The organism is Helicobacter pylori SA221C (genome assembly GCF_000476855.1).
GTDB classification, from domain to species: Bacteria; Campylobacterota; Campylobacteria; order Campylobacterales; family Helicobacteraceae; genus Helicobacter; species Helicobacter pylori_DK.
Map to the genome: position 1 here is coordinate 17,178 of NZ_CBPT010000003.1, position 23,421 is coordinate 40,598.

General features: G+C 40.8%; 20 protein-coding genes. 14 read left to right on the top strand and 6 right to left on the bottom strand.

The window, feature by feature from the left end:
• Position 1: 1 nt before the first annotated feature.
• The 14 genes from nuoD to QU01_RS02730 all read left to right on the top strand — a co-directional run bounded on the left by nuoD (position 2) and on the right by QU01_RS02730 (position 16,573).
• Entirely contained in the window at positions 2-1,231 is a 1,230-nt protein-coding gene (gene nuoD, locus QU01_RS02665; RefSeq protein ID WP_033762074.1) for an NADH dehydrogenase (quinone) subunit D, read from the top strand.
• Positions 1,228-1,458, top strand: coding sequence for an NADH-ubiquinone oxidoreductase subunit E family protein (locus tag QU01_RS02670; protein ID WP_000819168.1), 231 nt, complete (start codon positions 1,228-1,230; stop codon positions 1,456-1,458). The genes nuoD and QU01_RS02670 overlap by 4 nt, the downstream gene beginning before the upstream one ends.
• 2 nt (positions 1,459-1,460) lie before the next feature.
• Positions 1,461-2,447: a hypothetical protein gene (locus QU01_RS02675; RefSeq protein ID WP_033762072.1), complete on the top strand. Its 987-nt coding sequence runs from the start codon at positions 1,461-1,463 to the stop codon at positions 2,445-2,447.
• Entirely contained in the window at positions 2,444-4,975 is a 2,532-nt protein-coding gene (locus QU01_RS02680) for an NADH-quinone oxidoreductase subunit G (RefSeq protein ID WP_033762070.1), read from the top strand. Before QU01_RS02675 ends, QU01_RS02680 begins: the two co-directional genes overlap by 4 nt.
• A complete protein-coding gene (gene nuoH, locus QU01_RS02685) occupies positions 4,972-5,961 on the top strand; it encodes an NADH-quinone oxidoreductase subunit NuoH (protein WP_001277308.1) in 990 nt (329 codons plus the stop codon). Before QU01_RS02680 ends, nuoH begins: the two co-directional genes overlap by 4 nt.
• A 10-nt stretch (positions 5,962-5,971) precedes the next feature.
• Positions 5,972-6,631 carry an NADH-quinone oxidoreductase subunit NuoI gene (nuoI, locus tag QU01_RS02690; protein WP_033762067.1) on the top strand — a complete coding sequence of 220 codons (660 nt, stop codon included), beginning with the start codon at positions 5,972-5,974 and terminating at the stop codon, positions 6,629-6,631.
• On the top strand, positions 6,624-7,172 hold the full coding sequence (locus QU01_RS02695; RefSeq protein ID WP_000464191.1) for an NADH-quinone oxidoreductase subunit J: 549 nt from the start codon (positions 6,624-6,626) through the stop codon (positions 7,170-7,172). Before nuoI ends, QU01_RS02695 begins: the two co-directional genes overlap by 8 nt.
• A complete protein-coding gene (nuoK, locus tag QU01_RS02700) occupies positions 7,169-7,471 on the top strand; it encodes an NADH-quinone oxidoreductase subunit NuoK (protein WP_000579759.1) in 303 nt (100 codons plus the stop codon). The genes QU01_RS02695 and nuoK overlap by 4 nt, the downstream gene beginning before the upstream one ends.
• A gap of 2 nt (positions 7,472-7,473) precedes the next feature.
• Positions 7,474-9,312, top strand: a complete 1,839-nt coding sequence (gene nuoL, locus QU01_RS02705; protein WP_033762064.1) for an NADH-quinone oxidoreductase subunit L — start codon at positions 7,474-7,476, stop codon at positions 9,310-9,312.
• 3 nt (positions 9,313-9,315) lie between these two features.
• A complete protein-coding gene (locus QU01_RS02710; protein WP_033762062.1) occupies positions 9,316-10,854 on the top strand; it encodes an NADH-quinone oxidoreductase subunit M in 1,539 nt (512 codons plus the stop codon).
• Positions 10,841-12,313, top strand: coding sequence for an NADH-quinone oxidoreductase subunit NuoN (gene nuoN / locus QU01_RS02715; protein ID WP_000904231.1), 1,473 nt, complete (start codon positions 10,841-10,843; stop codon positions 12,311-12,313). Before QU01_RS02710 ends, nuoN begins: the two co-directional genes overlap by 14 nt.
• The gene (locus tag QU01_RS02720; RefSeq protein ID WP_080248339.1) at positions 12,303-14,708 is read left to right on the top strand and encodes a DUF7494 domain-containing protein; all 2,406 of its coding nucleotides are present in this window, start codon (positions 12,303-12,305) and stop codon (positions 14,706-14,708) included. The genes nuoN and QU01_RS02720 overlap by 11 nt, the downstream gene beginning before the upstream one ends.
• 1 nt (position 14,709) lies before the next feature.
• Entirely contained in the window at positions 14,710-16,089 is a 1,380-nt protein-coding gene (locus QU01_RS02725) for a phosphomannomutase/phosphoglucomutase (protein WP_033762059.1), read from the top strand.
• 178 nt (positions 16,090-16,267) lie between these two features.
• Positions 16,268-16,573 (top strand): SPFH domain-containing protein, encoded by a 306-nt coding sequence (locus QU01_RS02730; RefSeq protein ID WP_033762057.1) that lies wholly within the window; start codon positions 16,268-16,270, stop codon positions 16,571-16,573.
• A 330-nt stretch (positions 16,574-16,903) separates the two neighbouring features.
• On the opposite strand, the gene trpA is transcribed toward QU01_RS02730, so the two are convergent.
• The 6 genes from trpA to trpE are packed head-to-tail and all read right to left on the bottom strand — an operon-like array spanning position 16,904 to position 23,309.
• Complete coding sequence (trpA, locus tag QU01_RS02735) at positions 16,904-17,692, bottom strand: tryptophan synthase subunit alpha (RefSeq protein WP_033762055.1); 789 nt, start codon at positions 17,690-17,692, stop codon at positions 16,904-16,906.
• Positions 17,689-18,870 (bottom strand): tryptophan synthase subunit beta, encoded by a 1,182-nt coding sequence (gene trpB, locus QU01_RS02740; protein ID WP_033762054.1) that lies wholly within the window; start codon positions 18,868-18,870, stop codon positions 17,689-17,691. The genes trpA and trpB overlap by 4 nt, the downstream gene beginning before the upstream one ends.
• Positions 18,871-20,229 (bottom strand): bifunctional indole-3-glycerol-phosphate synthase TrpC/phosphoribosylanthranilate isomerase TrpF, encoded by a 1,359-nt coding sequence (gene trpCF / locus QU01_RS02745; protein ID WP_033762052.1) that lies wholly within the window; start codon positions 20,227-20,229, stop codon positions 18,871-18,873.
• Positions 20,222-21,229, bottom strand: a complete 1,008-nt coding sequence (trpD, locus tag QU01_RS02750; protein ID WP_033762049.1) for an anthranilate phosphoribosyltransferase — start codon at positions 21,227-21,229, stop codon at positions 20,222-20,224. The genes trpCF and trpD overlap by 8 nt, the downstream gene beginning before the upstream one ends.
• The gene (locus QU01_RS02755; RefSeq protein ID WP_033762047.1) at positions 21,226-21,810 is read right to left on the bottom strand and encodes an aminodeoxychorismate/anthranilate synthase component II; all 585 of its coding nucleotides are present in this window, start codon (positions 21,808-21,810) and stop codon (positions 21,226-21,228) included. The genes trpD and QU01_RS02755 overlap by 4 nt, the downstream gene beginning before the upstream one ends.
• Positions 21,807-23,309 carry an anthranilate synthase component I gene (trpE, locus tag QU01_RS02760; protein WP_033762045.1) on the bottom strand — a complete coding sequence of 501 codons (1,503 nt, stop codon included), beginning with the start codon at positions 23,307-23,309 and terminating at the stop codon, positions 21,807-21,809. Before trpE ends, QU01_RS02755 begins: the two co-directional genes overlap by 4 nt.
• Positions 23,310-23,421: the final 112 nt, after the last annotated feature.

Below are 23,421 nucleotides of genomic sequence, written 5' to 3' on the forward strand. Positions count from 1 at the left end.
AATGGCTCAAAATTTCACGAAACTCAACCCTCAGTTTGAAAACATCATTTTTGAACATGACGACAACCAAATGATTTTAAACTTTGGCCCCCAACACCCCAGTAGTCATGGGCAATTGCGCTTGATTTTGGAATTAGAGGGCGAAAAAATCATTAAGGCTACCCCTGAAATTGGCTACTTGCATAGAGGCTGTGAAAAGTTAGGCGAAAACATGACCTATAACGAATACATGCCCACTACTGACAGGTTGGATTACACTTCTTCTACTAGTAATAATTACGCTTACGCTTATGCGGTAGAGACCTTGCTCAATTTAGAAATCCCGCGCCGAGCGCAAGTGATCCGCACGATTTTACTAGAGCTTAACCGCATGATTTCACACATCTTTTTTATCAGCGTGCATGCTTTAGATGTGGGGGCGATGAGCGTGTTTTTGTATGCGTTTAAAACGAGGGAATACGGCTTGGATTTAATGGAGGATTATTGCGGGGCCAGGCTCACGCATAACGCTATAAGGATTGGGGGCGTGCCTTTGGATTTACCCCCTAATTGGCTAGAGGGCTTGAAAAAGTTTTTAGGCGAAATGAGGGAATGCAAAAAACTCATTCAAGGCTTATTGGATAAGAATCGCATTTGGCGGATACGCTTGGAAAATGTGGGCGTTGTAACGCCCAAAATGGCGCAAAGCTGGGGCATGAGCGGTATCATGTTAAGAGGGACTGGGATCGCTTATGACATTAGAAAAGAAGAGCCTTATGAGCTTTATAAAGAGCTTGATTTTGATGTGCCGGTGGGCAATTATGGCGACAGCTATGATAGGTATTGTTTGTATATGTTAGAAATTGATGAAAGCATTCGCATCATTGAACAACTCATTCCCATGTATGCTAAAACCGATACGCCCATCATGGCCCAAAACCCGCATTATATTTCTGCCCCTAAAGAAGATATAATGACGCAAAACTACGCCTTGATGCAGCATTTTGTTTTAGTGGCTCAAGGCATGCGCCCGCCCATTGGGGAAGTGTATGCCCCCACAGAAAGCCCTAAAGGGGAATTAGGGTTTTTTATCCATTCAGAGGGCGAGCCTTACCCTCACAGATTAAAAATCAGAGCCCCTAGCTTTTATCATATTGGGGCTTTAAGCGATATTTTAGTGGGGCAATATTTAGCGGATGCAGTAACCGTGATTGGCTCAACCAATGCGGTGTTTGGCGAGGTGGATAGATGAAACGCTTTGATTTACGCCCCTTAAAAGCGGGTATTTTTGAACGATTAGAAGAATTGATTGAAAAAGAAATGCAACCCAATGAAGTCGCTATTTTCATGTTTGAAGTGGGGGATTTTTCTAATATCCCTAAGAGCGCTGAATTTATCCAATCTAAAGGGCATGAGCTCCTCAATTCTTTGCGTTTCAATCAAGCGGATTGGACGATTGTCGTGAGAAAAAAGGCTTGATTTTGAGCGGCTTTAACCCCTTAAATTCTCCCTTAAGTGCAAGCTCTTCTCTTAGCTTGAAAGAAGCCTATTATTTAGAAAAATTATCTCTTCAAAAAGGGTTTAAAATCAGTTACAAGATGACCAAAGATAGCTTAAACCTTTTAGAAAAAAGCGATTTGTGCGTTTTGTTTGGGGGGTTTTCAAACGCTTGTTTGAATGAAAATGAACGATTGATTTTAGGAAGCATCAACCAATCAAAACGCCCCTACGCCTTGTTAAGACCCTTACAAGATACAAGAGATTTGCAAGAAAATTGCCTTTTTGCGTCGTATGAAATCAACACGGAAGTGGCAATTTTGGCTTTGATTTTAAGGGGCATTTTAGAAAAAACTTCCCAATTAAAAGGGCATGTTTTAGAAAAGGTTGATGTGGGGTATTTAAGCTCTGAAGCGAACATGAGCGAAGAAGAATTGCAAGAACTTATTGCGCTTATTGTTAAAGCAAAAAAAAGGGCGCTTGTTTTAAACAGAGAAATCGCTAAGCATGCTGACAACGCTTTTTTATACACCCTTTTAAGCGAGTTGCAAAACTACCTAGAAATTTTGCATATCCCTTGCAATGATTCAAACGCAACGGCCGCTTTTTATGATTCTAAAGATCAAGAATGGTTGCTAGAAACAGCCTTTAAAGAGGGCATTTTGCCTTTTGAATCAGAGCTTCAATTAAAAGATTTAGAACTTTTAGAGCGAATGGGTGAGGCTAACGGCTCGTTTGTCTATGTTTCTTACAAGAGCCTTAAAACCCCTAAATTATCTTTTTCCAAACAATTTAAAATCGCTAATAAGATACAGCATTCTAAAGCGGAGTTTCAAATCTTAAATAAAACGCTAGAATGCGAGTTAGAAGAAAGCCCCCATTTGAAGGGCTTGATTGCGATTTTAGAAGGGGCGTTTTTTGATGCTTACCCTTATATCCCTATTTTATCCCACTCTCAAGGAATTTCATGATCACAATGAATGTCAATGGCAAAACGATTGAATGCCAAGAGGGACAAAGCGTTTTAGAGGCTGCTAGGAGTGCTGGGATCTACATCCCTACTATTTGTTATTTAAGCGGTTGCTCGCCCACGGTCGCATGCAAAATGTGCATGGTTGAAATGGATGGCAAACGCATTTATAGCTGCAACACGAAAGCCAAAAACAATGCCGTAATCCTCACTAACACCCCCACGCTCATGGATGAAAGAAAAAGCATCATGCAAACTTATGATGTCAACCACCCCCTAGAGTGTGGCGTGTGCGATAAAAGTGGGGAGTGCGAATTGCAAGACATGACGCATTTAACCGGCGTAGAGCACCAACCTTATGCGGTGGCTGATGATTTTAAAGCACTAGATTCATGGGCAAAAGCCTTGTATGATCCTAATTTGTGCATCATGTGCGAAAGGTGCGTAACCACTTGCAAGGACAATGTGGGCGAAAACAACCTTAAAGCCACTAAAGCCGACTTGCATGCTCCGGATAAGTTTAAAGACAGCATGTCCAAAGACGCTTTTAGCGTGTGGAGTCGTAAGCAAAAAGGCATTATTTCTTTTGTGGGCAGCGTGCCTTGCTATGATTGCGGGGAATGCATTGCGGTATGCCCTGTGGGTGCTTTGAGCTATAAAGATTTCGCTTACACGGCTAACGCATGGGAACTAAAAAAGATCCATTCTACTTGTTCGCATTGCTCGGCTGGGTGTTTGATTTCTTATGATGTGCGCCATTTTGATACTCTAGGCGAAGAATCTAAAATTTTTAGGGTGCTTAATGATTTTTACCATAACCCTATTTGTGGGGCAGGCCGTTTCGCTTTTGATGTGAGCTCTAGCCCTAAAGGCAGCGCCAATCTTAAAGAAGCGCAAAACGCCCTCAAAGAATGCGAAGCGGTGCGAATAGGTGGGGATATTACGAATGAAGAGGCGTTTTTAATAGAGCGTTTAAGAAAAGAGCTTGATTTTAAAATCTACAATCAAGAAGTGTATCGTTTCCAGCAATTCTTAAAAGTATTGGGCGAAGTTAAACGCCCCAATATTGAAGAGATTAAAACTTCCAATTTGGTCGTTACGATAGGATCTTCTATCAAAACAGAAAACCCTTTGGTGCGCTATGCTATTAATAACGCTCTCAAACTCAATAAAGCTTCTTTAATCGCTATGCACCCTATCAAGGATAACGCGCTAGCGAATTTGTGCCGAAGCTCTTTTTGCATCACCCATGAAGTGGGGGCTGAAGAAATCCTTTTAGGCATGCTTTTAAAAATGCTTAACATTGAAAGTGCGGCTCTAAAAAGCTTAGAAGATTCCAAGCAAAATATTGTAGATGAAGCGGCTCTTAAAGCCTTAGAAGAAGAGCGAAAAAAAGCTTTAGAACAAGCCGAGCAAGGGTGCAGTATTGGAGAAAATAAGGCAGAAAATCAAGAAGAGGATAAAACAGAAGCAACTACTCCAAAAGAAAATCAAACAGAAAACAAGACAGAGATTAAAGAAGAAAGCATTGAAGTCCCTACCAAAACCACTTATTTGTTGCTTGAAGAAGCGGGCATCAATTTAGAAACTTATGAAAAAATTCTCGCTCTTTTGCAAAAATCAAATAACACCTTGCTGGTGGTTGGCGAAGAAATTTATAGCCACAAACAAGCCCATAACATCGCTAAAATGTTGCGTTTGTTAGCCCAAAAAAGCGCTATTAAACTCATTCTTATCCCTCCAAGCGCGAACGCTTTAGGCATCGCTTCTATTTGTCAATTGAGCGAAGAAGTTTTTGAACATGAAAAAATTGTAGGCATTCGCGCTCAAGGGGATTTCACTATCAATAGCGATGATAGGGTTTTTGGGAAAGACGCTGTGAGTAAAGTGGATTTTATTTTGCCCAGTCTCAACCAGCTAGAAGGCACGATCACCAATATTGAAGGGCGTGTGTTGCCCTTAAAACCGGCTTTGAGGTTTGAGGGCTATGACTTGAGCGATATTATGCAAGGCTTTGGCTTTGTGGAAGAAAATCTCACAGAATGCACCCACAAACTCCCTACAGAAGCGGGCTTTAAAGCCATAGAATTTGATCATCTAACCAACTATTTCACTAACGACAGAGTCAATCACAGAGGCTATCTATTAGGAACAAGCCATTTTGAAAACAGCGCTAAAGAATGCGAAACCATAGAATGCGAGCCTATCAAGCCTTTAAAAGAAAAAATCGCTTTCAACGCGTATTTAAAATACCCAGAAACGCAATTCAATAACGCTACTAATAAAAGCGAGAATTTGCAATTAAAAGCCGGTGTCTATGTGTCTAAAGCTTTCTTAAAGAAATTGAATAAAGAAGTGGGGCAAAACATCACTTTATCTAAAGAAGAAGAGGAATTAACAGGCGTTTTGTATCTTGATGAGAGCTTGGATCAAGAGGTGTTTGTCATTTCGCCTTCTCTTTTGAAAAACCATTCTGGCTTTTTTAGAGAGGGCGTGTTTGATAGCGTGGATTTAAAGGAGCAAGCATGAGCGCTTATATCATTGAAACCTTGATTAAAATTTTGATTTTAGTCGCTGTTTTTTCGGCTTTAGGAGGCTTTGCCACCTATATTGAAAGGAAAGTGTTAGCCTATTTCCAACGCCGTTTAGGGCCTTGTTATGTGGGGCCTTTTGGGCTTTTGCAAGTCGCAGCAGACGGCATTAAGCTTTTCACCAAAGAAGACATTATCCCCCAAGGTGCGAATAAGTTCATTTTCACGCTAGCGCCCATTATTGCGATGGTGAGCGCGTTTGTGTCCATGGCGCCCATCCCCTTTTTCCCTAATTTCACTCTGTTTGGCTATGAAATCAAGCCCCTTATTTCTGACATCAACATTGGCTTTTTGTTTTTCTTAGCCGTGGGTTCAGCAGGGATTTATGCACCTATTTTAGCCGGGCTTGCCTCTAATAACAAATACTCTTTAATTGGTTCCGCAAGAGCGACGATCCAACTGCTCAGCTTTGAAGTGGTCAGCACTTTAACCATTCTAGCCCCCTTAATGGTGGTAGGGTCGCTCTCTTTAGTGGAAATCAATCATTACCAAAGCGGTGGGTTTTTAGACTGGCTTGTGTTTAAGCAGCCTCTAGCGTTTGTTTTGTTTTTGATCGCAAGCTACGCTGAATTGAATCGAACCCCCTTTGACTTGTTAGAGCATGAAGCCGAGATCGTGGCGGGGTATTGCACCGAATACAGCGGCTTGAAATGGGGCATGTTCTTTTTAGCGGAATACGCGCATTTATTCGCTTTTTCTTTTGTGATTTCTATTGTGTTTTTTGGTGGGTTTAACGCATGGGGCTTTATCCCTGGAGGCATAGCGATTTTGATTAAAGCGGGCTTTTTTGTCTTTTTATCCATGTGGGTTAGAGCGACTTATCCGCATGTGCGCCCAGACCAACTGATGGATATGTGCTGGAAAATCATGCTGCCTTTAGCGTTATTGAACATCGTGCTAACAGGCATTATCATTTTAATTTAAAGGAGGTTTTATGGCCAAACAAGAATACAAGCAACTTCCTAAACGAGCCGAAGTCCATAGCGCGACCGAGCAGTTTAAAGACACCGTTAAAACGAGCTTGGGTTTGGATCTATTCAAAGGGCTAGGGCTTACGATCAAGGAATTTTTTAGCCCAAGCGTAACCATCCATTACCCTATGGAGCAACTCCCTTTAAGCCCACGCTATCGCGCAGTGCATAATCTGCAACGGCTTTTAGACTCAGGCTCTGAAAGGTGTATCGGCTGTGGGCTGTGCGAAAAGATTTGCACGAGCAATTGCATAAGGATCATCACGCATAAGGGCGAAGACAACCGCAAAAAGATCGATTCTTACACGATCAATTTAGGGCGTTGCATTTATTGCGGGTTGTGCGCGGAAGTTTGCCCAGAATTAGCGATTGTTATGGGGAATCGGTTTGAAAACGCTAGCACCCAACGCTCCCAATACGGCTCTAAAAGCGAGTTCTTAACGAGCGAACAAGACGCTAAAAACTGCTCGCATGCCGAGTTTTTAGGCTTTGGTGCGGTAAGCCCTAATTACAACGAACGCATGCAAGCCACCCCTTTAGATTATGTTCAAGAGCCCTCAAAAGAAGAATCCAAAGAAGAGTCTCCAAGCCCAGAAAGTAATAAGGGAGATGAAAATGTTTGAAACCATTGCCTTTTATTTCTTTGCGATCCTTACTTTGAGCATGGCGTTAGTGGTGATCACCACCACGAATATCCTCTATGCCATTACCGCTCTTGCTAGCAGCATGGTTTTTATCTCTGCTTTTTTCTTTTTGCTAGACGCTGAGTTTTTGGGCGTGGTGCAAATCACGGTGTATGTGGGCGCAGTCATTGTGATGTATGCGTTTGGCATGATGTTTTTCAACTCCGCTGCAGAAGTCATTGAACGCAAGCAAAGCCCTAAAATCTTGTGCGTTCTTTCATTTGGCGTGGCGCTATTGCTCACCTTGATTTTAAGCGCTCCTAGCATTGGCGAAAACCTTTCTAAGCAAGTCAATTCCAACGCTATTGATGCGCAAATCCCTAACATTAAAGCGATTGGTTATGTGCTTTTTACCAATTATCTCATCCCTTTTGAAGCGGCGGCTTTAATGCTTTTAGTCGCTATGGTTGGAGGCATCGCTACAGGGATTCAAAAAATCCATGGGAAAAATCACACGCAATTTATAAAGGAATCTCTATGATAGGGTTAAACCACTATTTGATTGTTTCAGGGTTGCTCTTTTGCATTGGTTTAGCGGGCATGCTGAAACGCAAAAACATTCTGTTACTCTTTTTTTCTACAGAAATCATGCTCAATGCGATCAATATCGGTTTTGTAGCGATCTCTAAATACACGCACAATTTAGACGGGCAGATGTTCGCGCTCTTTATTATCGCTATTGCCGCTAGTGAGGTGGCTATTGGTTTGGGCTTGGTGATTTTGTGGTTTAAAAAATACAAGAGCTTAGACATTGATTCTTTAAACGCTATGAAAGGTTAAGCATGCAATATTCTTCTTTGCTGTCAGTGGTGTTGTTTTTGCCCTTAATCGGTGCACTTTATGCGGGGCTGTTTGGGGCTAAAGCTAGAGCGTTGCATGTGGGCGTTTTCAATTCTTTGTGCGTGCTGGTTTCTTTCATTGGCGCGGTGGTTCTTTTTATTCAAGCATGGCATCATCAAAGCTATGAAAAATATTTGTTTGATTGGATCGTGGTGGGGAATTTTAGAGTCGGCTTTTCTCTCATGCTGGATAATATCAATGCGGTCATGATTGTCGTGGTCACTTTAGTTTCTTTTTTAGTGCATGTGTATTCTATAGGCTATATGGAGCATGATACAGGGTTTAACCGCTATTTTTCCTATCTCAGCGGCTTTGTGTTTTCCATGCTGGTGTTGGTGTTGAGCGATAATTTTTTAGGGCTTTTCATTGGTTGGGAAGGGGTGGGGCTATGCTCTTACTTGCTCATTGGCTTTTGGTATCATAAAACAAGCGCGAACAACGCTTCTATTGAAGCCTTTGTGATGAATCGGATCACGGATTTAGGCATGCTCATGGGGATTATTTTGATCTTTTGGAATTTTGGCACTCTTCAGTATAAAGAAGTCTTTAGCACACTTAATAACGCCGATTATTCCATGCTCTTTTTCATCAGCGTGTTTCTTTTCATTGGCGCTATGGGCAAGAGCGCGCAATTCCCTATGCACACATGGTTAGCCAACGCTATGGAGGGACCAACCCCTGTGTCCGCTCTCATCCATGCAGCGACGATGGTAACCGCTGGGGTGTATCTGGTCATTAGAGCCAACCCTTTGTATAGCGCGGTGTTTGAAGTGGGTTATTTCATCGCATGTTTAGGGGCGTTTGTGGCTCTTTTTGGAGCGAGCATGGCTTTAGTCAATAAGGATTTAAAACGCATTGTGGCTTATTCCACGCTTTCTCAATTGGGTTATATGTTTGTAGCGGCCGGTCTTGGGGCTTATGCGATCGCGCTTTTCCATCTCTTCACGCATGCGTTTTTCAAATCCCTCCTTTTCTTAGGATCAGGGAATGTCATGCATGCGATGGAAGACAATCTGGATATTACTAAAATGGGCGCTTTATACAAGCCTATGAGGATCACAGCTGTCTTTATGATTATAGGATCAGTGGCTTTGTGCGGGATTTACCCTTTCGCAGGATACTTTTCTAAAGACAAAATTTTAGAAGTGGCTTTTGGGATGCACCACCACATTTTATGGTTTATACTTTTAGTTGGGGCGATCTTTACCGCTTTTTATAGCTTCAGGCTCATCATGCTGGTGTTTTTTGCACCCAAACAGCACGAAATCAACCACCCCCATGAAGCCAAAAATTTCATGCTTTTAAGCATGCTGCCCTTAGGGGTTTTAGCGGTCATTGCCGGGTTTTTTGAAGAGCCGTTTTTCCATTTTATTTCTCAAGTGATCCCTAGCGTTGGAGAGTATCCCGTCCCGCTCGCTCTTTTAATCAGTATCACCACCATAGTGGTGTTATTGAGCATCGCCTATGCCATATTTAAATATAAAAATGGTATCACTTCCAAAAAAGAGGGGGGCTTTTTATACAAGCTCTTGCTCAACCAATACTATATCCCGCAACTCTATCAAGGGATTGCAAAAGTTTTTAGCGCTATCGCTTCATTCTTGCACCAAGTCGTGGAATTAAAGATCATTGATGCGATAGTGGATGCTATAGGAAGAAGCGTTTTTGTCATAGGGCGTGTGTTTAGGATCAGTCAAGATGGGAATTTAACTTCCATGTTGCGTTTCATGGTGGCTGGGGTTTTAATCTTGTTAGCGTTTGTAGCTTTTTTTGGGAGATAAGAAATGCAGTTTTTACATGCGCATCTTTTAAGTGTGGTGATCTTTTTCCCCATGCTGAGCGCGCTATTAGCGTTCTTTATGAGCGATCAAGCGAGCAGGGCGTATGCGATTGTCATCGCTTTGATTGAATTGTTATTAATCTTGTTGTTGTGGCATGGGTTTGATATTCAAACAGCAGGCATGCAGTTTGAAGAAACAAAGGAATTAATCTATCAAATTGGCGTGAATTACCATGTGGGCGTTGATGGCATCGCGCTCTTTTTGTTGCTCTTAAACGCTATCGTGGTGTTATTGTCCGTGATTTATATCAAAGAGCGTCGTAAAGACTTTGCGATCTGTCTTTTGTTGTTAGAGGGGATTTTGATGGGCGTGTTTTCTTCTCTTAATGTGATCTTTTTCTACGCTTTTTGGGAAATCTCGCTCTTGCCGGTCTTATACCTCATCGGTCGTTTTGGCCGCAATAACAAAATCTATTCGGGCATGAAGTTTTTTCTCTACACCTTTTTAGCGTCATTATGCATGCTTTTAGGCATTTTATACATTGGGTATTACTACGCTAGCAATTACGGCATGATGAGTTTTGATATTTTAGACTGGTATCAATTGAACTTTTCTAGCGGAATTAAAACCTGGCTCTTTGTGGCTTTCTTAATAGGGATTGCGGTTAAAATCCCGCTCTTTCCCTTACACACATGGCTGCCTTATGCGTATTCTAACGCCCCTACTTTAGGCTCTGTCATGCTTTCGGCCTTGCTTTCTAAAATGGGGACTTACGCCTTATTACGCTTCTTGCTCCCGCTTTTTCCTGAGCTTTCAGAGATTTATTTAACCCCCATAGCCATTGCAGCACTTTGCATGATCATTTATGGAGGTTTTCTAGCTTATGCTCAAAAGGATTTAAAAACCCTCATCGCTTATAGCTCGTTCTCGCACATGGGAGTCGTGGTGCTTGGGGTTTTTTCTTTCAATGTTGAAGGGATTTCAGGGGCGGTGTTTATGATGTTTGCGCATGGTATTATCGTCATGGGATTGTTTTTGCTCGCTGGTATCTTGGAAGAGCGCGCCAGCAGTTTAGAAATCGCTCGCTTTGGATCCATCGCTAAAAGCGCTCCTGTTTTTGCCGCCTTTTTTATGATCGTTTTAATGGCGAATGTGGGCATGCCTTTAAGCATTGGTTTTGTGGGAGAGTTTTTGAGCTTGTTAGGGTTTTTTGCCACTTACCCTCTTTTAGCTATCATTGCTGGGACAAGCATCATCCTATCAGCGGTTTACATGCTCACTTCATATAAAGATGTCTTCTTTGGTAATTTGAAAGCCGGGAACAATCAAATCAGCGTGTTTGAAGATTTGAACGCTCGTGAGGTAGGGGTTTTAAGCGTGATTTTAGCTTTGATTTTAATTTTAGGGATTTATCCTAAAATGCTTTTAAAACCGATTGAGCAAGGCTCTAAACAGCTTTTAGAGGTGATAGAAATCCGCTCGCTCCCTTTTTTAGGTTCATTGGATACTAAGATAAAAGAGGTCTCTTATGCTAATAGATAGTCTCCATATCTCTTTTGATAGCTTCAATTTTGAGAGCATTTTGCCCATGCTGGTGTTGGTGTGTGGGGGGATTTTCACGCTCTTAATCAACGCTTTCACTTCCAGGTTTTCACGCAATTTGAATGTGTTTTTATGCATGCTCTTTTTGGTTTTGGATTTTTTGGTGGTTTTAGGGTTAGAAGAGCAAGAAAACGCCTTTTTTGGGTTTTTGAGCTTGGATACCCTCTCGCTCATCTCTCAAAGCATTGTCTTGATTTCAGCCTTTTTGCTCATTTTCTTAGCCCTTTCAAAAGAGCGCTTCAACGAATTTCAAACCGCTGAATTTTATTCCTTATATTTGTTTATTGTCGCTGGCTTCCAGTTCATGGTTTCAAGCAACCATTTATTGTTAATCCTTATTGGGTTAGAGACAGCGTCCTTACCCCTTTGCGTGTTAATGGCGTTGAGCGACAAACGCTACGGCTTGGAAGCAGGGATCAAATATTTCACTATGGGGGCGATGGCGAGCGCGTTTTTTGCTATGGGGGCTATGGCTTTTTACTTGCTTACAGGGAGCTTGAATCTTGAAGTCATTACCCTATACTTGCACACTGAGGGCGTTACAAACCCCATGCTCTTTGCGATGGGCGCTATTTTTTTGATTGGAGCGATTGGCTTTAAGGTTTCTTTAGTGCCTTTCCATACCTGGATGCCTGATGTGTATGAGGGCAATAACCCAGTCTTTGCGAGCTATATTTCCATTGTGCCTAAAATCGCTGGCTTTGTGGTAGCGACTCGACTTTTTGGGGCGTTTATAGACACTCGCATCGCTTGGGTAGAAGACATTTTTTATGTTTTGATTCTTATGACTATCACCATCCCTAATTTCATTGCTTTATGGCAAGAAGATGTCAAAAGAATGCTCGCTTATAGCTCCATTTCGCATTCTGGGTTCGCTTTAGCATGCGTGTTTATCCACACTGAAGATAGCCAACAGGCGATGTTTGTTTATTGGTTCATGTTTGCATTCACTTACATTGGGGCTTTTGGCCTTTTATGGCTCTTAAAAAGCCGGGAAAAAACATGGGATGAACGCTACGATCACCCCTATTCTAAATTCAACGGCCTTATCAAAACCCACCCTTTAGTGGCGATCTTGGGCGCTATTTTTGTTTTTGGGCTTGCAGGGATTCCGCCTTTTAGCGTGTTTTGGGGGAAATTTTTAGCCGTTGAAAGCGCTTTAGAGAGCAATCACATTCTTTTAGCGGTGGTGATGTTAGTTAATAGCGCGGTGGCTGCGTTTTATTATTTCCGTTGGCTCGTGGCGATGTTTTTCAATAAGCCCTTACAAAGCTACGCTCAAAGCGATATTTACACCCAAAACGCTACCATGCCCATTTATGCGGTCATTATTGCCATGGCGTTAGCATGTTTGTTCTCTGTGTTTATGATGCGAGGGCTTTTAGAGTTTGTGGCTTAAGTCAAAAATCTTTCTTTTAATGGGCTTGCTCTCCCATTCTCTCAACGCCTTAAGTCTCACGCTCACGCAAGGCAAGGAAGGGGGGGAAGATTTTTCGGTTTTAACCTTACGACACAATAAGGCGTTTTCTTGTTTTTATACCAATGAAAAACCGCCAAGCGGGATTGAAGCCTCTCTATCCATTATACACGCTAAACGCCCCATAGAATGCGTGATAGACTCCATCCCTAAGGAGGGTTTTACCCCTTTAGAAAACGCTTTTTTCAATATCACCTATTCTATGCGCCAACAACAATTCATTTTACACATCAAACCCAAAGTGATGCGAAGACTCACCCTTTTTTCTTTTGATAGGGATTATAAAAAAGCGATCCCCCTTTTTGTGGAAAACGATCCTAAAGCCAGAATGTGGCAAATCATAGGCTATGATCAAAATATCCCTTTTTTGAGCGAAAAAGACAACGCTCAAAAAGGCTTGAATTTCCCCATTGTCATTAAAGACGCTCAAACCCCTATAATTCAAGAACTAGACGTGAATAACAAACCCCTACTCACCACAAAGGGCTATGATTTAAACGCTTATTTAGAGGCTAAAAAACAAATGGATTCGCAAGCCTATTTTGACGCTTTACGAACGATCAGCCGCGCGTTTAAAAACTACCCTCAAACGATGTTTAAAAAAGATCTGTATTTATTAGAAATTATCGCATTAGGCCAATTAGGCATTAAAAAATCCTTACTCATAGATATTGGCACCAAGTGGATTAAAAATTACCCGACCGATCCCAATATCCCTGAAGCACTATATTATGTCGCCAAAGCTTTAGACGAGAACAACAATTACAAACAGGCTATGCACTATTACAAACGCATTCTTTTAGAATATAAAGACTCCCACTACGCGCCCTTAGCCCAAATGCGTTTAGCCATTGAAGCGGCTGAAGGCTCTGATTTGAGCAACGCTAACATGCTTTTTAAAGAAGCTTTTTCTAACGCTAAAGACAAAGAGAGCGCGAGTGAAATCGCGCTTAATTGGGCTGAAGCAGAGATAAACTATCAAAACTTTAATAACGCTAAATATCTCATTGATAAGGTGGTCCAATCCAACCCTGATTATATTTCTACGCATAGCGAATCAGCCCTAGACTTGCTCAAGTTATTGAAAAAAAACCAGATGAATGAAAGCGCGATTGAGATCGCTCACTTGCTCCTTAATCAAGACGATGACTTGAAAGCTAAAGAGCAAGCGCTCTATGATTTAGGGGCGTTGTATGCAAGGATCAAGGACTTTAAGAACGCCCACCTTTACAACCTGCAATATTTGCAAGATCATGCGGAATTGGATAAAGCTTCTGTCGTTAGAGCGCGCGATGAAAAAGCCCTTTTTTCCATGGAAGGGAACACGCAAGAAAAAATCGCCCACTATGATAAAATCATTCAAAATTTCCCTAATTCTAATGAAGCCCTAAAGGCTTTAGAATTGAAAGCCCAACTCTTGTTTGAAAATAAGCGTTATGCTGAAGTGTTAGGCATGCAAAAAAATTTGCCTAAAGATTCTCCTTTGATCCAAAAAACGCTCAATATCCTTGCTAAAACCCCATTAGAGGACAATCGTTGCGAAGAAGCTTTAAAATACTTATCCCAGATCACCGCCTTTGCATTCAGCCCCAAAGAAGAAATCCAAGCCTTTGATTGCTTGTATTTCGCATCGCTCAAAGAAAAAGCGCAAATCATTGCCCTAAACGCTTTAAAAGCGGCTAAAACCCCTAGCGAGAAATTGGTATGGCTTTATCGTTTGGGGCGCAATTACTACCGCTTAGGGGATTTTAAAAATTCCACTCTGGCTTCTAAAGACGCTTTAACTCTCGCTCAAAGTTTAAACAAAAAAGAATTTTATGATATTGCTTTTGTTTTATTTTCAGATTACATGCAAAACAATGAAAAAGAATTGGCTCTCAATTTATATGCGTTTTTAGAAAAGCATTTCAAAGACGATAAACGCATGGCGTTGGTTTATTTTAAATTGCTAGAAAATGAAAAAGACCCTAAAAGCGTCAAAATTTATGCCACAAGCTTACTCAAACTCCAAGACGCTTATAAGGACTATTCTTACACGCCCTTTAGCGAATTTGCCCTAATTGACGCTTACAGAACCACCAAAGATTATTCAAAAGCGTTAGAAACGCTAGACAAGCTTTTAAACCGCAGGCTTTCTTTAGAAGATCACCAAAAAGCCCTATACTTGCAATCCAGTTTACTGGATCTAACCAACCAAAAAGCAAAATCTAAAGCCAGTTTAGAAAAATGCGTTCAGTTAAAACAAAAAGATCAAACAAACGCATGGCAAAATTTATGCGAACAGGGTTTAAATTTATTCAAAAACAAGGAGTCATAACATGGACATTAGCATTTTTAGAGAATACGATATTAGAGGTATTTACCCCACCACTTTAGACGAAAAGAACGCCTTTAGTATCGGCGTGGAGTTAGGGAAAATCATGCGAGAATACGATAAAAGCGTGTTTGTAGGGCATGACGCAAGGGTGCATGGGCGCTTTTTGTTTGAAGCTTTGAGCGCGGGGCTGCAATCGAGCGGCTTGAAAGTGTATGATTTAGGGCTAATCCCCACACCGGTAGCGTATTTTGCGGCCTTTAATAAAATCAATGGCATCCAATGCCCTAATTCCATCATGATCACTGGCTCTCACAACCCCAAAGAATACAACGGCTTTAAAATCACGCTCAACCAAAACCCGTTTTATGGCAAGGACATTCAGGCTTTAAAAGACACGCTTTTAAACGCCAAGCATGAAATAAAACCCCTAAAAGAAACACCAGAGAAAGCCAATGCCCTAGAAGCGTATCAGCGCTATTTGATCAAGGACTTTAAGCATTTAAAAAATCTTAAATACAAAATCGCCCTGGATTTTGGCAATGGCGTGGGAGCGTTAGGCTTAGAGCCTATTTTAAAGGCTTTAAACATTGATTTTAGCAGCCTTTATAGCGATCCTGATGGGAATTTCCCTAACCACCACCCAGACCCTAGCGAAGTGAAAAACTTAAAAGATCTAGAAAAACACATGCAAGAAAACGCTATTTTAATAGGCTTTGCTTTTGATGGCGATGCGGATAGGATTGCGATGCTAAGCTCTCATCACATTTATGCGGGCGATGAATTAGCGATTTTATTCGCTAAACGCTTGCATGCTCAAGGCATCACCCCCTTTGTGATAGGCGAAGTCAAATGCTCTCAAGTGATGTATAACACGATTAATACTTTTGGCAAGACGCTCATGTATAAAACCGGGCATAGCAATTTAAAAATCAAGCTCAAAGAAACCAACGCGCATTTTGCGGCTGAAATGAGCGGGCATATCTTTTTTAAAGAGCGCTATTTTGGCTATGATGACGCTCTTTATGCATGCTTAAGGGCTTTAGAATTATTGCTCGAACAAAGTCCAAGCGATTTGGAAAACACCATTAAAAACCTCCCCTATTCCTACACCACGCCTGAAGAAAAAATTGCCGTGAGCGAAGAAGAAAAATTTGAAATCATTCATAACCTACAAAAAGCGCTTAAAAACCCGCCAAGCCATTTCCCTAAAATCAAAGAAATCATCAGCATTGATGGCGTGAGAGTGGTTTTTGAACATGGTTTTGGGCTTATTCGTGCAAGCAACACCACCCCCTATTTAGTCAGCCGCTTTGAAGGCAAGGATGAAACAACAGCGTTAGAGTATAAAAGGGCGTTGCTTGGGTTATTAGAAAAACTTTAAAATAGAGCTTGGGATAATCTCATTTCATATCCCTTGCTCTTAAAAATATTAGATCAATTAAACAAGTTGCTTTTTAAAACCACACATAAAATCATAAGATCTCAAATTTTTTGCACTATTTAAGCTAAGCCTAAGCCTATTATAATGAAAAGTTTTAAATCAATCGTAAAGGATTTTTATGAATACAAAGGGCAAAAATAAAAATGCTTCTCATCTCACTCACGAAATGAAAAAGGAACATGGGGGTCTTGCAAAAGCAAGTGAAAAAGCTGAAATGCAACCAATCTTGGAAGCACTATACTATGTGGCTAAAGAAGAATCTGAAGGATATAAAAAAGCAGCTGAAGGATATAAAAAAGCAGCTGAAGGATATAAACAGGTGCTTGAAGCAAAAGAAAAGGCAGATAAAATCTTAAATACTTTGAAAGCAATCAGCCATGACAATAACATAATAGACATAGAACCCGAAGACGAAAAGGACTGAGTAATCAATAGTTCTTTTTAAAAGCATTATAAAAAGCTTATGGCTTGGTATGTATGAAACCTTTTTTATTATCAAAATACCTGCGATTTTAAGCCGCTATCAACCACACTACAAGGCTACTTTTATATTGTTGTTAGGCTTATGGCAGTATTTCCTACGCTACACATTTGGTGAATGGTATGCCTAGAATCGGAAAGCCCAATACAACAAGAACAGTGCCTTTCACAGATTTAGAAAAATACACCCAATAATAACGCGCATGCAATAAAACCTGATGATGATTGTTAATCTATAATCTTTAATTTTTTGACGTAACAAAGCCTAAAAGCCTTAAAAAATCATTCCTCCTATAAACCCTTTAATTTTTTCTAGCATGGCGTTTTCATTGTTTAAATTTTCTTCTATGATTTTGACTAACGCTGAGCCGCAAATCACGCCATCAGCACCCATGCCTTTAGCGTTTGTGATGTGTTCTTTTTTAGAAATGCCAAAGCCCAGTAAGGCGGGGGTGGGGCTAAAGGTTTTTAAGGTTTTAATAATAGTGCTTGCGTCATTTTTTAAAGTATGGCTCGCCCCTGTAACCCCACTCCTGGCTAAAGTGTAGATATAGCCTTGCGAATGCGTAGCGATTTGTTCTAAATCTTTAACGCTCGCATTAGGGCTGGCGATAAAGATTTGTTTGATTTGGTGTTTTTGAGCGGATTTGATGACTAATTCTTTCTCTATTAGGGGCATATCCGCTATTAAAACGCTATCTATACCGCATTCTTTGATTTGAGCGTAAAAGCCATCAACGCCATAAGAAAAAATGAGATTCGCATACGCTAAAAGCCCTATGGGAATATCATGGTTGTAGCTTCTAATCTTTTTTAAAAGCTGGAAATTTTTAGCCATGCTAGCGTGTTTTAACGCCCTTAAATGGCTCGCTTGTATGGTAACGCCATCCGCTACAGGGTCTGAAAAAGCAAACCCCAATTCTAAAGCGCTCACCCCGCTATCAATTAGGGTTTTAATGATTTCAAAACTCCATTCATAATTAGGATCGCCCAAGGTTACAAACGGAATAAACGCCATTTTGTCTTGTTTTTTTAAGGTTTCAAACATGTTTTGATACCTCATTTTAAACCTCCTTTTAAAGCGTTATAAACGGTGTTTAAATCCTTATCCCCCCGACCACTCAAATTCACTACGATGATGCTTTCTTCTTCGCATTTTTGAGCGAGTTTTAAAGCATACGCTAAAGCGTGTGAGCTTTCTAGCGCCGGGATAATGCCTTCTTTTTGGCACAACAAACTGAAGGCCTCTAGCGCTTCAGCATCGCTTGCGCTTTCATAAATCGCACGCTTACTCTCTTTTAAATAGCTGTGTTCTGGCCCCACTCCTGGATAATCAAGCCCAGCGCTAATGCTATGGCTTTCTATAATCTGGCCTTCATCATCTTGTAAAAGATAGGTTTTATTCCCATGCAAAATCCCCACACGCCCCTTATTCAAAGTCGCCCCATGTTTATTAGTCTCTAGCCCTAAACCGGCTGGCTCTACGCCTATGAGTTTGACCTCTTTATCGTTTAAAAACGCGCTGAATATCCCTATAGCGTTAGACCCCCCTCCAACGCATGCGATCACATAATCAGGCAAGCGGTTTTCTTTTTCTAAAATTTGGCTTTTAACCTCATCGCCTATCATTTTTTGAAAGGTTTTAACCATCGTAGGGTAAGGGTGCGGCCCAGCGGCTGTGCCTAGCAAATAATGCGTGTCCTTGTAACTGCTCGCCCAATCTCTTAAGGCTTCATTCACAGCGTCTTTAAGCGTCGCGCTCCCTGAATTAACCTCTCTTACTTCTGCGCCTAATAAGCGCATTCTAAAAACGTTCATTTCCTGGCGCTTGATGTCTTTAGCCCCCATAAAAATCACGCATTTTAAACCCAACAACGCGCAAGCGATAGCCGTCGCCACGCCATGCTGCCCAGCGCCTGTTTCAGCAATAATCCTTGTCTTCCCCATTTTTTTCGCTAAAAGGGCTTGCCCTAAGGCTTGATTAGTCTTGTGCGCCCCGCCATGGATTAAATCTTCTCGTTTTAAATAAAGCTTGACTTTAGGGTTAGAAACGATATTTTGACACAAGGTTAAAGGGCTAGGACGGCCCACAAAATCTTTTAAAAGATGGAAATATTCTTCTTGGAATTTTTCATCTTTCAAACACGCATCAAACGCCTGTTCTAACTCTCTTAATGCAGGCACTAACAATTCTGAAACAAAACTCCCTCCAAACTCCCCAAAATACGCTTTTTTATTCATTTAATACTCTCTTAAAATTCGGGCTAATCGCTTGATTTTATCCCTATTTTTAATCCCAGGGCTTGTTTCTAAACCGGAATTGAAATCCAACCCCAACGCTTTAATTTTCAAGGCTTTTTGAATATTATCCAAATTAAGCCCACCAGCTAGCATGAAAGGCGTTTTGACATTTTCTAAAATTTCCCAATCAAAACTCACGCCATTGCCTCCCATTTTATCCCCCTTAGTGTCGTATAAGATTAGAGAGGCTTCTTTAATTTTAGGTGCTAAATCTTTAGCGTTCATCACGCTTATTACTTGCCAGATCGCGCAAGTTTTAGGGAGCGATTTTTTTAATTGAGCGATTTCTTTTTGCGAATAGCCATAAAGCTGCACCGCTTTTAAATCAAGCTTTTTAGCGATTTTTTGAATTTTTTTAATTTTATCTTTCACAAACACGCCTACAAAATCCAGTTTTTTAACCGCTTTTGTGATTTTTAGGGCTTTTTTAGGCTTGATGTATCGGGGCGAAGATTTTTCAAAAATCAAACCCCCATAAATAAAATGGTTTTTATAAACGGCTTTAGCGTCTTTAATCCTTGTAAGCCCGCACACTTTATTTTCGCCTAAAATCAATTTAATGCATGCTTTTTTCAAATCTTTTTGTGCCATTAAAGAGCTGCCCACTAAAAAGCCATTCACATAAGGGGCTAGGGCTTTGATTTGCACATGCGAATAAATACCGGACTCGCTCACCACGAGCGCGTCTTTAGGCAAGAGAGAGCGTAATTTGAGCGTGTTATTAATGTCGGTTGTCAGGGTGTGCAAATCCCTGTTATTGATGCCTATAATGTCGTATTGGAGTTTGAGCAAGCGCTTGATTTCTTGCTTGTTGGAAACTTCAGTTAACACGCTCATGTTTAAGGATTTGGCGAGGTTGAAAAGCTCTAAATAATTTTTATCATCTAACGCGCTTAACATTAAAAGCACCGCATTCGCCCCCATCATTCTAGCGAGTTTGATCTGAAAAGCATCAATGATAAAATCTTTGCATAAAATGGGCTTAATGGAATGTTGCGAAACCATCTTAATGTTTTCATAAGAACCTAAAAAATATTTAGAATCGGCTAAAACTGAAATGCAAGAGGCGAATTTTTCATAAGTTTTGGCTATTTTCAACAGATCAAAATCTTTTCTGATTAAACCTTTAGAGGGCGATGCTTTTTTGCATTCTAAAATAAAGCTGGTCTTTTTTTCTAGTAACGCCTTTTTAAAATCCCTATCGCTTGGGTTTATGTTTGTCGCTAAAGCGTGATTTTTTTTAAGCATAGAAACTTCTAGGAGCTTGTCTTTAAGGATGTTTTCTAACACGCTAGGCATGGCTTAATCTTATGATTTTTTGCAAATGCGTATAAGGCGCTTTGGTTTTTAAATGCTCTAAAGCCATGCAAACGCCCTCTTTTAAATCTTTAGCCTTGTGGCTTAAATACAACAAACTCGCCACATTCGCCACAACCACCATCGTGTGCGAATCCTTGCCTTTATTTTCTAAAATATCCAAACACGCTTGAGCGCTTTCTTGCGCGTTTTCAATCTGCAATTCTTTCAAATCATAGGGGGGCAAATCAAAATCTTTAGCATTCAAGTCATACTCTAAAATTCCGTTATTTTTCAATTCACACGCATGCGTAATGCCATGCAACACGATTTCATCTGTCCCCCCTCCATTAACCACCATCGCCCTTTTAACGCCCAAAGCCTTTAACGCTAGCGCCATGGTCTTACACAAGGATTTGTCATACACGCCTAAAAGCTGGATTTTTGGCCTTAAGGGGTTGATTAAAGGCCCTAAGCAATTAAAAATCGTTTTAGTGAAAAGCTCTTTTCTTAAAGGGGCGGATTTTTTAAAACTTTGATGGTATAAAGGCGCGAATAAAAACCCAAAACGCGATTGTTTGAAGCAATTCTCTAATTGCGTGGGGTTCATTTCAATATTCACGCCTAAATTTTCTAACAAATCCGCGCTCCCGCTATGACTGGAAACGCTCCTTGATCCATGTTTAGCCATAGGTAATCCCATAGAGCTAGCAATGAGCGCAGCAATCGTGCTGATGTTAATCGTTTTTAACCCATCGCCCCCTGTGCCACAATTATCTATTAAATCCAAGCCACTATCAAAAGGCTTAGGGGCATGCTCTAAGAGCGTGGTTGCAGCGACGCTAATCTCCTTAAAGCTCTCGCCCTTGATTTTTAAAGCGCATAAAATGGCCCCAAGTTGCGCTGGGCTTACTTTTTCGTGGATAATGAGGGTGAATAACTTTTGGACTTCTCCATCGTTTAAATCTTTTTGATGATACAGAGCGTTTAAAATCTCTTTCATGATAACCCTTCTAAAAACCCCACGCTTTGCTCTAACAACGCCCTCCCTTGTAAAGTCATGATGCTTTCAGGGTGGAATTGATAGGCTAAGATTTTATCTTCTTCATTGACAATAGCCATAGGAATATTGTCATGCTTAGCGATCACTTCTAAATTTTTAGGCAACCCGCTCGCCATTAAAGAATGGTAACGCCCCACCACCATGCTCTCGCCTAAACCTTTAAAAACGGCATGCTTTTTGAGCGCGATAGTGGTCGCTTTGCCATGCACGATTTCTTTACTCCTTATGATTTTAGCCCCATAGCTTTGCGCTAAAGCCTGTAAGCCTAAACAAACCCCTAAAATGGGGAATTTCTTTTTAGCCATTTCAATGATTTTTAAAAGATTGCCTGAACTATTAGGGTTACCTGGCCCGGGTGAGATGAACAATAAAGGGGTTTTTAATTCTTCATTCATTAAACCCATAAGATAACTCGGATCAATATCGTTTTGATAAACGGCCACTTCATAACCCAAACACTCTAACTCATACACCAAATTATAAGAGAAAGAATCAAAATTGTCTATAAAAAAGATTTTCATAAGCTTGTTTTCCTGATCGCATCAATAAGGGCTTGCGCTTTGGCTCTTGTTTCATACGCTTCGTTTTGTGGCACGCTGTCTAACACGATACCGGCTCCTGCTTGGATCAGCGCCCTATTGTTTTTAACAAAACATGAACGGATGGTGATGCAAGAATCCATAGAACCCTCGCTGTTTAAATACCCCACACTCCCCCCATAAGAGCCTCTCCTTTGGTTTTCTAACTGGTAAATGAGCTTGATCGCAGAGATTTTAGGCGCCCCGCTGAGCGTGCCGGCGTTCATAAAGCTCCTGTAAGCATGCAAACTATCGCACCCTTTTTTCAATTCCCCAACAACCCTTGAGACTAAATGCATGACATTGGAATACTTATCCACTTTTAAAAGCTTGTCGCAATAGCGTTTTTTTGAAACTCTGGCCATGTCGTTTCTGGCCAAATCCACTAGCATGATGTGTTCAGCCCTTTCTTTATAGTCGTGTTGCAAATCAAATTCCATTTTACTATCTAAATCGTAATCAATATTCCCTTGTTGGTCCTTACCCCTTAAACGAGTGCCAGCAATGGGATAAATTTCAGCCGTGTTGGTTAGAGCGTTGTATTTTAAAGCGCTCTCAGGGCTTGCCCCAAAAAGGATAAAATCGCTGTCTTTGATATAGAACATATAGGGGCTAGGGTTAGTTAGCTTTAAATGGTAATACGCGCTCAAACCCTCCAAGCACTCCATATAAAAGCTGCGCGACAACACCGCTTGAAAAATCTCGCCCTTTTTGATTTCTTCTTGTAAGGATAGCACTCTTTTTTCAAACTCGCTATCATCACAACTAACGCTAACTTCTCTACTTTGCTTGGATTTTTTAGGGATAAAATCGCTTTTGATGTTTTTAGCCAACTCTTTTAAGCTTTGTAATTCTTGGGCTATCTCTGTTTTAAAGCGTTCATCAAAACACGCCCCCAAGATTTCAGTGCTTTTTTCTTTATGGTCTATGATGATCAAATTTTGCGCGACATAAAAAATAAAGTCATGCACTGTGTTGTCTTTTGCTTTTAAGTGGGGCAAATCTTCAAAAAAATTGAGCATTTCAAAAGAAAAAACGCCCGCGCTTAAAAGCGTAAAAGGGTGTTTGGGTTTTGTTTTAACGCTTTTAAAAAGCCCCCTTAAAGCGTCAAAAGGGCTAGGTTCAAAGAGTTTTAAAAACTCATCTTGCGTTTTTTTATTTTTGGTGTAGGTTAAAGTTAGGGCGTTGTCTTGTATAGGCGTTTTAAAAAACGCGCTCAATTTTTGCAAAAACGCCCCACCATTAGGCGTTAGGCTAGTGATAGTTACGATATTGTGGTTGCAAATGAGCTTCAAACAGGCTTTAGCCATTAAAAGGGATTTGGTGTGCGCTTTGCTCTCAATCTCAGCGCTTTCAAAAAGCAAGGTGTGTGGTTGCTCTAATTTTTCATAAAGAGCTAGGGGATAGGGAATGTAAGGGGCTTTTTCTATGAGACTGATCATCAATTTCTTTACGCTAAAAATAAACTCGTATTTTACAAGAAATAGATAAATGGGCAATAAATTAATAGCCTTATAGAGCTTGCAAGGGCTAATCTAACTCAAACTCAAATTG